We start from the raw sequence: 12,454 nt of genomic DNA on the forward strand, positions 1-12,454 counted from the left end.
ACCATCACCGTCACCCTGAGAGCTTGTGACGGATTCGGCTCCTGCGGAGTTTTTGGCGGCTGTTCGTCGCAGCAATTGGCAGGTTTGAGTTCGAGTTCGGCGATGACCCGTTGTTTAGGCTCTGGAGAGGCGGTTGCCTTGCAGGATGTTGTTGACGAGGGCGTACCAGAGCACGACGGCACGGACCTTTTCGATGCCGCGCACGGTCAATTGCCGCAGGTCCCAATTGCGCCAGCGGGCATGGATGCACTCGCAGATCGACCGGGACCTGTATCGGGCCTTGCCCTCTTTGCTCGCCATTCGCGCACGCCAGGCCAACACCCCCGGACCGTCGCCGCGCCGCGGTAGATAGGGATCGGTACCGTGCTTGGATTGAGTGGGCGGACAAAAGATATCGATGCCCTCGGCATAGGCCCATTCGATGTCCTCGGCACTGCCAAAGCCGCCATCGACGAGATGGTCCTTGGGCAACCCTCCGGGCCGCGCACGCTGCCGCTCCAGCATGGGACGCATCAGGCCGCGATCGGATCCGATGTTGCAAATTCTGGTGTCGACGACGATCTGCTCGCCGGCCACGCTCGTCACCTGCACGTTGTAGGCGGGGCGGAAGCCGCCGTTCGCCATCTTCATGACCCGTGCATAGGCGTCCGTCGTGGAGGCCCGCGGCTCCTTCGGCGTCTTGCCGTTGCCGCGACTTTCTTCGCGCTCCTTGCGCTGCTGCTTGATCTCGGCGAGCGCCGTCTGCGCCGCCTTCACCCGCGCGCTGCGTTCCCGCGCGGCCCGCTCCTTGGCTGCCCGGGCACGCTTATTGCTGGCGTCCGAGCGTGTGTCGACCTCGCGCTTGAGGTCTTCCACCACGGCCTCAGCCTGCGCCAAATGCTTATCCAGCGTCGCCTCGCGCCGGAACGAGGCCGCCCCGGCGCTGGCCCGGACCCGCATGCCATCCTGCGCCAAGGTCTCCAGATCGACGAGACCGGCCTTTGCCAACGCTGCCAGATGCTCACTGAGCAGTCGGTCAAGCAGATCGGCGTTGCCGACCCGGAAGTCCGCCAGCAGGTGATAGTTCACCGACACCCCGCCGCACAGCCAGCGATAGGCATCGTGGCTCTCGCACAGCCGCTCCAACGCCCGCGCGCTGCCAACGCCTTCGCTGGCGGCATAGAGCCACAGCGCCAGCAAAAGCCGGGGCGAGGTCGCGGGGTGACCGGGACGATCGCCGCGAGCCTTGATCCGGTCCTCCAACTCACTCAGATCAAGCTCTTCGACATAAGACCAGATCAGCCGCACCGGATGGTCTTCCCCGATCAGGCTCTCAATATCAACCGCTCGCAGCGCAATCTGGTCGCGCTGGGGCTCACGCAGCCGCGGAGCGCCGGGCAAGCCCGCTTCGACTGATGGCTTCGCCTGCTCCGGCAGGTCCCCAAACAACTCATCGGCAGCCAACATCACCTCCCGCGAATCCATCATCGCCAGAGAATCACACCGCGCCGGCTTTCGGCTATAATGCTCGCTGAAACCCCAAAAAAATCACACCCTCTGAGGAGCCGCGAAGCGGCGTCTCGAAGGGTCGACGGCCACGCCGCGTCCGCGAACATTTGGAGAGATCCGGGCCGTGCATCCTTCGAGACGCGCTTCGCGCTCCTCAGGATGACGGGACTTAGATGCGGGGCACATCAACTACCGCGTCACGCGCTGCAATTCTTCCGTCAGCCGGTCCAGCGCATCCGCCAGCATCACGCCGCCACACACTGTGAGCCGCTCGGGCAGCACGATGCGCCTTCGCTCCGGATAGAAGCGCTCCAGCGCCGGATGCAGCAGGAAGGCGCGGCCCTCATCCTCGGCGCGATCGCCAGCCTCCGATACCAGGATGAAATCCGGCCGCAACTTCACGATGGCCTCGAGCGAGGCAAAGCCGCCCGCGCCGAGGCCGAGCTCACCGGCCGCATTGGTCAGGCCGGTTGCCGCCAGCAGCGAGTTAATCAGGCTGTTATCTCCCGACACGAAGCCACGCCGCTCCAGCGGCAGCACGCGGTAATGATGCGCGCTCGCCACCGCACGCGCCCGCGCGATCGCCGCATCGAGGCGCGCGATCTCCAGCTCGGCGCGATCGGGATGCTGCACCACATCGCCCATGGCGCGGATTTGATCCCTCACCTCGTCCAGCGTGCGCGGTACCGTGAATTCGGCGAGGTGCAGCCCGTGGGCCTTCAGCAGGTCACGCGTCGCGCGTTTGTCGAACAGGCTGACGACGACGATGTCTGGCTTGAGCAGCAGCACGTCCTCGGCCTCGCCCGACAGGCGTAGAAAGTTTCGCGCTTTCTCGGCTGCCCAGGATTGCCAGGCATCGCGCGAAAAGCGGCTGAGGCCGAGGATCTGGTCCGGGTCGGCGAGCGACAGCACGAGCTGGTCGCTGCAGACATTCATCGAGACGATGCGCGGGCCGGCGGCGGACGCGGCACCAAGCGACGTGATCCATGCCGCCGCGGCCAAGGCTGCGAGACGCCACGCGCACATCAGACGTCCGCCCATGGCACGATGACCGCCTCGCGCCGGAATTCAGCGCGGTAGGCGCTGACGCGGAATACGCTGGCGAGGACTGCTTCCGACAGTGCCTCATCAGGCGCGCCCTGCGCCGCCAGCCGCCCCTCCGACAGCACCAGCACATGATCGGCGAAGCGCGCGGCGAGGCCGAGGTCATGCGTCACGACGATCACCAGCACGCCGGTGTCGGCGACGTTGCGCAGCTTCTGCATCACGTCGATCTGATGGCGCGGATCGAGCGAGGCGGTCGGCTCGTCGGCGAGGATCACCGGCGCCTCGACCGCGAGCACCCGGGCCAGCGCGACACGGCTGCGCTCGCCGCCGGACAGCTCGGTGACGCGGCGATCGCGGAACTCGGTGACATCGACGGCCTGCATCGCCCGCAGCACCGCCTCCATATCCCCGGGCGACAGCCGCGCCGGATCGGTCGCGCCATGCGGATAGCGGCCGAGCGCCACGATATCGCGTGCCGGCAGCGGCCAGTGCACCATGTGCCCCTGCGGCAGATACGCAAAACGTTTCGCACGCTCGCGCAGCGGCAATGACGCCAGAGCCTCGCCGCCAATCCTGATCTCGCCGTCAGACGGGATCAGGCCAGCCAGCGCGCGCAACAGCGTGGTCTTGCCGGCGCCATTCGGTCCGACCAGCGCGACCAGGTGACCGGCCGCGAGCGACAGCGAGACATCGTGCAGCACCTTGCGGCTGCCGAGCGAGGCGTTGAGCGCTGTGGCGGAGAGCAGCGTCATGCCACGCCTCCGCCGAGCGCGCGGCGCTCGCGCATGATGAGGTAAAGAAAGAACGGCACGCCGATGATCGAGGTCAGCACGCCGACCTTGATGTCCGAGGTCGAGGGGATGATGCGCACCGCGATATCTGCGGCAAGCAGCAGCGCCGAGCCGGTCAGCGCGCTCGGTACCAGCAGCCGTGCCGGATCATGACCGATCACCGGGCGCATCAGATGCGGCGCGACGAGGCCGATGAAGCCGATCGTGCCGGTCACCGCGACCGCGCCGCCGACGCCGAGCGCGACGCCCGTGATGACGAAGAGCCGCAGCCGCCCGACATCGACGCCGAGACTCCGCGCCGCCTCCTCGCCGAGCGTCAGCACACGAAAGGCGCTCGCCTGGCTGAGCAGGATGGCCGCGCCGGCGACGATAAAGGGCAGCGCCAGCGCCACATGCTCGAAGCTGCGGTCCTCCAGCGAGCCGAGCAGCCAGAACGCGATCTCCAGCACCACGAACGGATTGCTGGAGAGGTTCATCACCAGCGCGGTCGCGGCACCCGCAAAGCTCGAGATCGCAAGCCCCGCGAGGATCAGGATCAGCAGCCCGGCATTGCGACCGGCGATCGCGAGCAATGCGAACACCGAGCCGAACGCGGCGATAATCGCCACCGCCGGCAGCGCGTAGTACCGCACATCGGCGAGGCCGAGCGCGATCACCAGCACCGCGCCGAATGCCGCCGATTGCGGCGCGCCGAACAGCGACGGCGAAGCCAGCGGATTGCGCAGCAGGCCTTGCAGCGCCGCGCCCGACAGCCCGAGAATGCCGCCGATCGCGAATGCCAGGATGGTGCGCGGCAGCCGGATCTCGCGCACAATGACCTGCGCGACGTCGCTGCCGCCCCCGAACAGCGCCTCGATCACCGCGAGCGGCGACAGCCGCACCGGCCCGATGCCGAGCGAGAGCACGCACAGCAGAACCACGAGCGCGAATAGCGCCGCGGTGGCACTCCACCGCCGCCGCGCCGCGATCTCGGCCGCCAAGGCAAAATCCTGCACGCTCATCTCATCCATGCTCTTACAGCGATCGCCGTGGCAGACAAGCGACACCCGACAAAAACCGTGGCCGGGCGGCCATTGCCCGACTTCCGCCGGATTGACTTTGCTGCCCGGCCGAACCCTAGATGACCATGACGGTTCTTTCATGAGATGAAAAGGGAATGCGGTACGGGGAAACTTCCCCAACGCCGCGGCTGCCCCCGCAACTGTATGCGGTGAATCCTTCGTCACAGGCCACTGGGAATCTCGGTCCTGGGAAGGCGACGAAGGGTAACGACCCGCGAGCCAGGAGACCTGCCGTCAGCCGTGGTCACACGCGAGGATGCCGGTCGGGGAGTACAGGCATGAGCTTCACCTGATGCTGCAAGCACATGGTGAGACTGCTTCGCGGTGACGTGCCACTGACGTTACCGAGGTCTCGCCTATGTTTTCCTTCCCACCCGATCGGCGCCGCGCGCTTCTGCTCGCGTCGACGATCATCTTGCCGACGATCGTCCTTTCAACGGCGCGGGCGCAGCAGGCGCCCGCTCCCGATCAGCTGCCCGCAATCGAAGTCAGCCGATCCGGCGACCAGAACGTTACCCGCGCCAAACCGCCCGCTGACGAGACCCCGGCCCCACGCCGCCCGGCGCCGGGCACCACGCAGAGCAGCAACGCGGGCAGCGGCGCCGGATCGAACTCGGCTGGAGCCGGCTCGGCCACGGGGACCGGCGGCAGCAGCGGCGGCCGCCAGTTTGCCGGGGTCGTCGGCTCCTCCTCGACCGTGATCACCGCCGACGACATCGCGCATTCGCCGTCGCAGTCGCTGCCGGAAATCCTGGCGCAGGTGCCGGGCGTGCAGCTGCAATCGCTCTATGGCGGGCCGAACGGCGCCAAGACCTCGGTTGACCTGCGTGGCTTCGGCGCATTCGCGACCGACAACACCCTGTTCCTGCTCAACGGCCGCCGCCTCAACGACGTCGACAAAGCCGGCTTCGATCTCACCACGATTCCGCTCGATTCGATCGAACGGATCGAGATCGTCAGCGGCAACAGCGGCGCGGTGCTCTATGGCGACAACGCGGTCGGCGGCGTGGTCAACATCATCACCAAGGCCGGCGCCGGTGGTCCACCAGCCACGATGCGCGCCGAGGCCGGAGTTGGCTCGTTCAACACCCGGATGGCCGCGGTCTCCGCGGCTCTCAATTCAGGACCGTGGTCGACCTCGTTCTATGGCAGCGGCATCAAATCCGACGGCTACCGCGTCAACAATGCGCTCGACCAGCGCAACGCCGTCGGCAACGTCAACTACACCACACCGGATCTCACCGCCTTCGTCACCGTCACCGGCAGCGACCAGAAGCTCGGCCTGCCCGGCGGACGGCTGGTCGATCCGTCGATCGGCGTCAACGAGTTGCTGACTGATCGTCGCGGTGCGGCGACGCCGTTCGACTATGCGAACCAGCAGACCGCGAGCGTCACCACCGGCTTCACCAGAACGCTGGTGAACGGCGTCGACCTGATCGTCGACGGCGGCTGGCGGCAGCGCGAGACGCAGAGCGGCTTCTTCGGCACCGTGCCGACCATCAGCTTCGCCTCGACCTACAATGACGCCGCGCTGCAGACCTGGTCTCTGACGCCGCGGCTCAGCGTCAAGAATGTCATGCTGGGCATGCCATCCACGATCCTGACCGGCATCGACTATTACGATTCGACCTTCCGTGAGGCACGCGGCGCCTATCAGGGCGTCGATCCCACCCACGTCTACAACATCGAGCAGCAGAGCGTGGCCGGCTATTGGCAGCACACGTTCGGCTTGCTGCCGACCACCGACTTCTCCTACGGCGCGCGGGTGCAGAACACCCACGTCTCGGCGCGCGATCGCTACGATCCGAATGCGCCGTTCGCTTTCGACACGCAGGCGGCACCGCTCGACAGCAACGAGACACAGTACGCCTTGCATGTCGGTGTCGAGCATCGCTTCACCGACACCTTCTCGGCGTTCGGTCGCGCCGCGCGCGCCTTCCGCACGCCCGATGTCGACGAGCGCGTCGCATCGGGGCCGGCCTTCGATCCGCTGACATTCGCCCCGATTCCGCAGAATTTTCAGCTCAAGACCCAGACCTCGCAGGACGTCGAGGGCGGCTTCCGGGTCAAGACCGCTCGCTTCCAGATCCAGACCAGCGTCTATCTGATGGATCTCGAGAACGAGATCCATTTCAATCCGGTGCTGTTCTACAATGTTAACCTCGATCCCACCCGCCGCTACGGCTCCGAGACCAGTGCTTCGCTGAAGATCAGCGACACCGTCACCCTGCGCGGCGGCATGGCGATCACCCGCGCGGTATTTCGCGAAGGCATATGGGCCGGCAACGACGTGCCGCTGGTGTCGCGCAGCACCGGCAATCTCGGCGTAACCTGGAACATCTGGCAGAACTATCTGGTGTTCGATGCCACCGCGCGGGCCTGGAGCTCGCGCATCATGGACAACGACCAGGCCAACACCCAAAGCAAAATCCCCGGCAACGCCACTGCCGATATCAAGCTGAGCGGACAAGTCGACCGCTTGTTCTGGTCGCTGAGCGTCAACAACCTGTTCAACGCGCTGTACTACGACTACGCCATCGCGAGCTCGTTCACGGAAGGCCGCTTCTCGGCCTATCCGCTGCCCGGCCGCACCTACATGGTCAAGGCCGGCGCGACGTTTTGAGAGCATGATCCGGAAAAAGTGGGGACCGGTTTTCCGAAAAGATCATGCTTAAACAAGAGAGGGTGTGGCGGGATGTGACCCCGTCACGTCGTCTGCTCACATGACGAGCGCTCGCAAACTGGAGTAGAATTGCCGCAGCTGATTTGACCCGTACAGGGGAAACGCATGGCCAAGGCCGGAAAGACGAGTAAGGGCGGCGCCAAGATCAACGAGAAGACCGACGACAAGGTTAAGGTGCCTCCGCCGCCTGCATCAAAGCAGGACGACGAGTATTACGAGGATGGCGACATCGCCACGCCGAAGCTCGACCGCTACGGCAATGATGACGAGCCGTTGTGAGGGATAAGCGATATATGTCGTCGTCGTCCGGCGAAAGCCGGGACCCAACCACAGGATTGAATTGTTGAAGCGCGCTGTTGTCCCAGCACGTCGTAACAATCACCGCTGGTGGTTATGGGTCCCGGGTCGCGCTTCGCTTGCCCGGGACGACGTGGGATGGAGCTAACCGAAATCCTCGCTCTCGATCTTTGCAATACTCCCGCGATCGAGCAGATGCGCGCCGAAGCCGCCGCGCGCCAGCGATGAGGCGATCGACGGCGAGGCCAGCAGCAGCGCGGTGGTCATCGCCAGCGGCACGGCGCTGAGCCAATCGAGCCGCACCGGCGTCAATTCCTCGGTGCTTGCCCGGTAGAGGCCTCCGCCCGCGGCGATGCGGCCGCACTCCCGGATCAGGTCGCGCCGCGTGCCGTCGCGCGATGCGCTGCCGAGCAGCGCCTGCATGGCCAGATGCGTCCGCACCCCGGCGCGGCTCTCGGCCAGCGGCGTCGGCGCTTCATCGAGAGAGACGCGCAGCAGCAGGTCGACCAGATCGGTGCCCGACCGGTACGCATTCACAGGCTCGACCAGCCGCGGATTGCAATCGATCAACAGCGGCGTCGCGCTGTCGAGCGGCATGATGACGTCGACCGAGAGCGCGCCATGCCAGCCGAGATGCGCACCGATGGTCTCGAGCGCGGCGCGGATTGCCGGCCGGCTCACGCTCTCCTTGATCGCCTCGCCGCCGCCGACACCGGCCGCGATCTGCCGGTAAGCGTGGAAGCCGATCAGCGTACCGCCCGAGAAGACCGACTGCGCCTTCTCGACCGTGCCGGTGATGAGATCCTGCGCCAGCACCTCGCCGGCAAAGTCGCCGGCGGAGTCGAGATCGTAGAGCGCGCGGTTGAGATCACCGGTGTCGCGCACGAACCAGATGCCACGGCTCGCCGTGCCGACCGACGTCTTGACCACGGAGGGAAACCGCAGGCCGTCGCGCAGCTCGTCGGCCGAGTTCACAATGCGGGTCGGCGGCTGCGGCAGGCCGAGCTGATCGAGCAGGCGGCTGAAGCCGGCCTTGCTGTGCACGGCGCGATAGCTGGTGAAGTCCGGCAGCGCGAGACCGGTATGCGACGTCAGCCGCGGCGCGGCGCGGGCGAACAGAAAACCCTGTTCATGGGTCGGCAGCAGCACGTCGAAATGCTGCGACGTCAACAGGCGCTCGACGAAGCCGAGATAACCGGCCGGATCCGACCGCAGCGGCGGACAATGGTGATATTTGCGGACAAAGCGGGAATAGCGCGCCAGGCACCAGCGCGAGGGATCGCAGACCTCGACATGATGGCCGGCCAGCCCCAGGATCGTGATCGCCTCGCGGCCGGAGGTGCTGGAGCCCTCCGACACCAGCACGCGGAGCGGTTTTTTGGTGTCGATCATGGCCGATCATCACCGCGCCGCTGCACTTTGTCGCCGCCTTTAATGCCGCATGTGTCGATCCGGCACGCCTGCGCCGGGGGCAGCTATGCGCCCGCGTTCATGGACAATTAGCGGCCAGCCTCTATTTTCGGCTGGCCCTGCCGGGCTTTGGAAAAAGTGGGTTGTCACTGATATGGTCGACATTCTGGCCGCACCGCAGCAAGCGAAAGCCGACAGCACGCTGCGCACGCTGACCGGGATCTCGGTCGCCCATTGGGTCAGCCATTTCCACATCTTCGTGCTGCCGATGCTGTTCCCGTTCCTGAAGCAGCAGCTCGGCGTCGGCTATGTCGAACTCGGCCTGGCGCTGACGGTGTTCGCGGTGGTCTCGGGCCTGACCCAGGCGCCGATCGGCTATCTCGCCGACCATATCGGCGCGCGCAAGATCCTGCTCATCGGATTGACGGTCGGCGGCTGTGCGCTGATCGGGCTCGGCCTGCATCTCAGCTACAGCTCGCTGATCGTTTGCGCGGTGCTGCTCGGGCTTGCCAACAGCGTCTACCATCCGGCCGACTACGCCATCCTCTCGGCCCACATGGACGAGGCGCGGATGGGCCGCGCCTTCTCGATCCACACCTTTGCCGGCTTCCTCGGCGGCGCAGTGGCGCCCGCGATCATGGCGGCCCTGGTCGCCTCGATGGGCGGTCTCGGCGCGCTGATCGTCGCCGGCGCGGTCGGCCCGCTGGTGGCGCTGTTCCTGATCGTGCTCGGCATTCCCGATGCCGGCGCCAACAAGAACAAGTCAAAGGACGATGCGGCGCCGAAAGCCAGCGTGATCACGCCGGCACTGCTGGTGCTGACCGCGTTCTTCACGCTGCTCAGCCTGTCGACCTCGGGCATCAACAATTTCGGCGTGGTCGCACTGATGGGCGGCTACGGCGCATCGTTCTCAACCGCCAACATCGCGCTGACCGCGTTCCTCGGCGCCAGCGCGGCGGGCGTGCTCGCCGGCGGCTATCTCGCCGACTGGACCAATCGCCACAGCCAGCTCGCCGCGGCCTGCTTCGCGGTCAATGCCGTGCTGGTGCTGCTGATCGCGCTGGTGAACCTGCCGCCGGTGGCGCTGACGCTGGCGATGGGGCTCGCCGGATTCCTCGGCGGCGTAATCGCGCCCTCGCGCGACATGATGGTGCGCAACACGGCACCGCCCGGCGCCGCCGGCCGCGCCTTCGGCATCGTCTCCACCGGCTTCAACTTCGGCGGCATCGTTAGTCCGCTCTTGTTCGGCTGGATCATGGACCAGCACATGCCGCATTGGGTGTTCGGCGCCTCGGTCGGCTTCATGGTGCTGACCGTGCTGCTCGCGCTGGTCACCGAGCGCAAGCCGCAGGCCTCTCCGATGGCGGTCCAGGCGCAGTCTCGTTAGAATTCACCGCCCCCAGAACACCGGCGTCGCCTTGAAGCGCCGCCAGCTCTTGCGCAGCGCTTTTGTCACCGCGATCTGATCGCGCGCCAGCCAGCCGGCCATCGCGCCGATGCCGAGATGAAGCGCAGGCTGGTCATCCTGTGCGATGGTGTGGAGCAGCACGCGCGTGCTGCCGATGTCGCACACCCGCCCGAGGCTGTTCTGCAACCGGGCGAGCCGCTTCACGTAGCGCTTCGCCGGCGCATGGGCGGCATAAAGCGGCAGGAAGAACTCCGCCGCATAGCGCAACTTCTTGAGGTTGATCCTCAGATTATGCTGCGCATGGATGTCGAGCTGCCGGAAGCCCGCACCACGCTTCAGCGTCTTGCGATGCAAGCGTTGCAGAATCCGATCGGCAAGCACCGGCATCGGTTGCGACAGGATCGCCAGCGCTTCGCTGTCGATCTCGTTGCGCCAGCTGCGGCGCTCCACCAGCTGCCCGAGCGAGAGCAGGAAGCGGCTGCAACGGGGGTCGGCCAGAACGCCATGCAAGGCGCCGTAGCTCGACTTCTGCCGCTGCTCGACCGCCTTGCGGAGGCCATCGAGGTCGATATCCGGAACCGCGCTGACCAGGCGGGTGATCGTCGTTTCGGCGAATACGTCCCAATCCCGGGCCTTGCCGAGTTGCCGCATCAGCCATCTTGCTTCGCTGTTGAGCGCCAGAAATGCCGGCGATGGAATATCGCGCCGGAACAGCGCACAGATCGTCCGTAGACGCCGCAACGCCACCCGCATCTGGTGCACGCCTTCGGGATCCGTCCCCTGCTCGGCCACCGCATGATTCTTCAAGAGATGATGCCAGCAGGAGCCAACCAGCCGCGCGATCACGTCGTCGACCACAAGATCAGCGGTGATGCCTGACGACTCGGCTTTCGCCGCCGACGGCGCGACATCAAACGCGAGCGCATAGCCGCGTTCCGCCTTGCTGCGCGTGCCGATCTGCAGCGGCGCCGCGTCGAGCAGCTGCGTTCCCAAATCGAACAGGACGCCGGCATTGCCGCTCTTCAGTTCAAGCTCGATTTCCGACAGAACCTCCTGGCGGGCATCGGCCTCGATGGTTCCCTCGTCGAATGCGACTTCAACCGATGCATCGGGCAGATCGAGCTGCCGGGCGTGGCGGCGCACTTTCGTCGCGAAAACCGGCAACAGCGCGTCGTTGCCGAGCGTCGCCACGGGATCGCCGACCTCGTCGGCCGGAAACCGCCTCAGATCGGGGACGATGCCTTCAACCTGCACCTCCCATTGGCGGCGCATCATAGGCTGCGCGGCATTGGGTGGAAACTTCAGCGTCTGGATGAAGGTCTTGCCGCTATGCCGCACGCGCAGCGACATGCCGTGCTGAAACAGCAGCCGCTCCGCCGTGTCGTAATACACCGTCTCGAGCCGGTGAAACGCGCCGCGATTGCGCGCATGCTGCACGATGCAGGGTGCCTCGCGCAGCTTTTCGAGGCTTCCTTGCGGCGCAAGCAGCTTGAGCTCGACTTCCGCCTGATCGCCATGCCCGACGGTAATGGGAGTGCCCGCATCGATCACGACCGGTTGCCGCTCATTCAATGATATCGCCCCCAGTGCGGTGTATGAAGGTTTTACGACAAAGACAAGCGACATCCTTTGTGCGGCAGCGTGCATTGGGCACGTTTTGTAGCCCAAATCCGCGCGGTGAAGTTGTACGTGAGCGGACCGCGCCGGCCGAGAGCGAATACTGCTTCGCGCGCGAAATGTTTCGTGCGTTCATTCCGATCGTCGCGACAGCACCTGCTTCAGCAGCGGCTCGATCCGCGACAGCTCATCGAGATGAACCGCTGACAATTCAGCGAGATGCTCGGCCGCGCGTGCGGTCAATTTGAGCAGCACGCGGCGCTGGTCGGCGGGGTCGAGCATGCGTTGGACCAGTTCGGCCTCGGAGAGCCGATCGACCAGTTCGACCGTGGTGTGGTGGCGAAGCCGCAGCCGCTCGGCCAGATCGCCGATCGTGACGGGGCCGCCGCCCGGATAGCCCCGGATCGCCAGCAAGGCCTGATGCTGCCTTGGCGTCAGGCCCTCGGCCTTTGCGGCATCCTGGCTGAACTCCAGAAAACGGCGGATCAGATAACGAAATTGCGAGAGCGCCTCGTAATCGGCCTGGCTGGGAACCCGTTTTCGGGGCTTGCTCCGGGTCTTGTTCAGGGCCTCGGCCGGCGATTTTAGCGGTCTTTTCAACGCTGCCATTCGATCCCTCCCGCTTGTAATTATATCGCAATGCGATATTACG

10 protein-coding genes and 1 riboswitch are annotated in these 12,454 nt (G+C 65.8%); of the genes, 3 read left to right on the forward strand and 7 right to left on the reverse strand.

From position 1 onward, the window contains the following. Positions 1-114 precede the first annotated feature (114 nt). From ACVINW_RS08930 to ACVINW_RS08945, 4 genes are all read right to left on the reverse strand, one after another. Positions 115-1,446, reverse strand: a complete 1,332-nt coding sequence (locus tag ACVINW_RS08930) for an IS1182 family transposase (protein WP_456756347.1) — start codon at positions 1,444-1,446, stop codon at positions 115-117. 231 nt (positions 1,447-1,677) lie between these two features. Beyond that, positions 1,678-2,514, reverse strand: a complete 837-nt coding sequence (locus tag ACVINW_RS08935) for an ABC transporter substrate-binding protein (RefSeq protein ID WP_456750945.1) — start codon at positions 2,512-2,514, stop codon at positions 1,678-1,680. Next, entirely contained in the window at positions 2,514-3,287 is a 774-nt protein-coding gene (locus ACVINW_RS08940; RefSeq protein ID WP_456750946.1) for an ABC transporter ATP-binding protein, read from the reverse strand. Before ACVINW_RS08940 ends, ACVINW_RS08935 begins: the two co-directional genes overlap by 1 nt. After that, positions 3,284-4,327, reverse strand: coding sequence for a FecCD family ABC transporter permease (locus ACVINW_RS08945; protein ID WP_456750947.1), 1,044 nt, complete (start codon positions 4,325-4,327; stop codon positions 3,284-3,286). The genes ACVINW_RS08940 and ACVINW_RS08945 overlap by 4 nt, the downstream gene beginning before the upstream one ends. A gap of 112 nt (positions 4,328-4,439) precedes the next feature. After that, a riboswitch (cobalamin riboswitch) is annotated at positions 4,440-4,637 on the forward strand. A gap of 108 nt (positions 4,638-4,745) precedes the next feature. Here ACVINW_RS08945 and ACVINW_RS08950 point away from each other — a divergent pair. Together ACVINW_RS08950 and ACVINW_RS08955 are read left to right on the forward strand one after the other, a co-directional pair. Continuing rightward, on the forward strand, positions 4,746-7,010 hold the full coding sequence (locus ACVINW_RS08950; protein WP_456750948.1) for a TonB-dependent receptor: 2,265 nt from the start codon (positions 4,746-4,748) through the stop codon (positions 7,008-7,010). Between the two features lie 165 nt (positions 7,011-7,175). Further along, a complete protein-coding gene (locus ACVINW_RS08955; RefSeq protein ID WP_456750949.1) occupies positions 7,176-7,349 on the forward strand; it encodes a hypothetical protein in 174 nt (57 codons plus the stop codon). Positions 7,350-7,511: 162 nt separating this feature from the next. On the opposite strand, the gene ACVINW_RS08960 is transcribed toward ACVINW_RS08955, so the two are convergent. Further along, positions 7,512-8,759, reverse strand: a complete 1,248-nt coding sequence (locus ACVINW_RS08960) for a hypothetical protein (RefSeq protein ID WP_456750950.1) — start codon at positions 8,757-8,759, stop codon at positions 7,512-7,514. A gap of 172 nt (positions 8,760-8,931) precedes the next feature. On the opposite strand from ACVINW_RS08960, the gene ACVINW_RS08965 reads away from it, so the two are divergent. Next, positions 8,932-10,164, forward strand: coding sequence for an MFS transporter (locus tag ACVINW_RS08965; protein WP_456750951.1), 1,233 nt, complete (start codon positions 8,932-8,934; stop codon positions 10,162-10,164). A gap of 3 nt (positions 10,165-10,167) precedes the next feature. On the opposite strand, the gene ACVINW_RS08970 is transcribed toward ACVINW_RS08965, so the two are convergent. Together ACVINW_RS08970 and ACVINW_RS08975 are read right to left on the reverse strand one after the other, a co-directional pair. After that, the gene (locus ACVINW_RS08970) at positions 10,168-11,757 is read right to left on the reverse strand and encodes a CYTH and CHAD domain-containing protein (protein WP_456750952.1); all 1,590 of its coding nucleotides are present in this window, start codon (positions 11,755-11,757) and stop codon (positions 10,168-10,170) included. A gap of 177 nt (positions 11,758-11,934) precedes the next feature. Beyond that, a complete protein-coding gene (locus ACVINW_RS08975; RefSeq protein ID WP_456756348.1) occupies positions 11,935-12,411 on the reverse strand; it encodes a MarR family winged helix-turn-helix transcriptional regulator in 477 nt (158 codons plus the stop codon). Between the last annotated feature and the right edge of the window lie 43 nt (positions 12,412-12,454).

The sequence above is a fragment of the Bradyrhizobium sp. USDA 4461 genome, assembly GCF_054055655.1.

Bases quoted from the DNA above. Each gene is read 5' to 3' on its own strand.
- ACVINW_RS08940 (WP_456750946.1), bottom strand. From the start codon at position 3,287: ATGACGCTGCTCTCCGCCACAGCGCTCAACGCCTCGCTCGGCAGCCGC.
- ACVINW_RS08965 (WP_456750951.1), top strand. From the start codon at position 8,932: ATGGTCGACATTCTGGCCGCACCGCAGCAAGCGAAAGCCGACAGCACG.
- ACVINW_RS08930 (WP_456756347.1), bottom strand. From the start codon at position 1,446: ATGTTGGCTGCCGATGAGTTGTTTGGGGACCTGCCGGAGCAGGCGAAG.
- ACVINW_RS08955 (WP_456750949.1), top strand. From the start codon at position 7,176: ATGGCCAAGGCCGGAAAGACGAGTAAGGGCGGCGCCAAGATCAACGAG.
- ACVINW_RS08935 (WP_456750945.1), bottom strand. From the start codon at position 2,514: ATGTGCGCGTGGCGTCTCGCAGCCTTGGCCGCGGCGGCATGGATCACG.
- ACVINW_RS08975 (WP_456756348.1), bottom strand. From the start codon at position 12,411: ATGGCAGCGTTGAAAAGACCGCTAAAATCGCCGGCCGAGGCCCTGAAC.
- ACVINW_RS08945 (WP_456750947.1), bottom strand. From the start codon at position 4,327: ATGAGCGTGCAGGATTTTGCCTTGGCGGCCGAGATCGCGGCGCGGCGG.
- ACVINW_RS08950 (WP_456750948.1), top strand. From the start codon at position 4,746: ATGTTTTCCTTCCCACCCGATCGGCGCCGCGCGCTTCTGCTCGCGTCG.
- ACVINW_RS08960 (WP_456750950.1), bottom strand. From the start codon at position 8,759: ATGATCGACACCAAAAAACCGCTCCGCGTGCTGGTGTCGGAGGGCTCC.